This is a genomic window from Alcanivorax sp. HI0044, from assembly GCF_001634945.1.
Genome location: NZ_LWEZ01001853.1, coordinates 1 through 700, shown reverse-complemented (window position 1 = coordinate 700; position 700 = coordinate 1). Strand labels below are relative to the sequence as shown.

The following is a 700-nucleotide window of genomic DNA, read 5'->3' as shown; positions in this document are numbered from 1 at the left end:
CCGCACTGCATTGGCCGGATGCCGGTAATCAGTGACAGCAGAGTGCTTTTGCCACAGCCACTGGGACCATGAAGCAGCACCCGCTCCCCTGCCTGCAGGGCAAAGTCCGGCACCTGCAAGAAGGGACGAACCTGACCGGGATGGCGGTATTCCAGGCCGTTGAGTTCCAGTACCAAGCCCACTGCGGCATTACTCCAGCGGTATGCGGGTTTCATCCGGCGCCAGACGCAAGGCGTTCTGCCCGGCGGGCAACAGCAACACCACTTCGGTGGTCAGGCTCGAGAAGATGCCCAGAAACGGTAGCTCCACGGCGTTTAATTTTTCAGGAAACGCGCAGGAAAATAACCACTCGTTCTCCACATCTTGGTGGTGACTGTGCGCGTCGTGATCGTGATGATCATGGGAATCATGCGCCTGCTGCTCCGGAAACAGGGTATCCACGGAGCTGATGGAAGCACTGACCGGTTCACACTGTGCAGCCGGCGAAGGCTGTGGCGCCGCCACCTGTGCCAGACGCTTGCCATAACGGGCCCGGGCCGGGGCGTCTGCTGGCGGCTGCTCGGTGCCGAGGATATCCATCAAGGGCGCTCGGAAACGGATTGTCACCTGCTCCCCCTCCACCACCACGGCCGCCTCGGCCAGGCCATGCTGGTGCACCTCTGCGGCGGTGGCAGACAAACTGAACGACAGCAGCAAGCAG

2 protein-coding genes are annotated in these 700 nt (G+C 61.9%); both read right to left on the bottom strand.

Features of this window, described 5'->3' with window-relative positions; all coding sequences use genetic code 11:
• On the bottom strand, nucleotides 1-215 hold a 215-nt coding region (locus tag A3730_RS27630; RefSeq protein ID WP_156501412.1), incomplete at its 3' end, for an ATP-binding cassette domain-containing protein.
• Nucleotides 190-700: DUF2796 domain-containing protein (locus A3730_RS27625; protein WP_063539363.1), on the bottom strand; the 511-nt coding region annotated here is incomplete at its 5' end. The genes A3730_RS27625 and A3730_RS27630, both read right to left, overlap by 26 nt.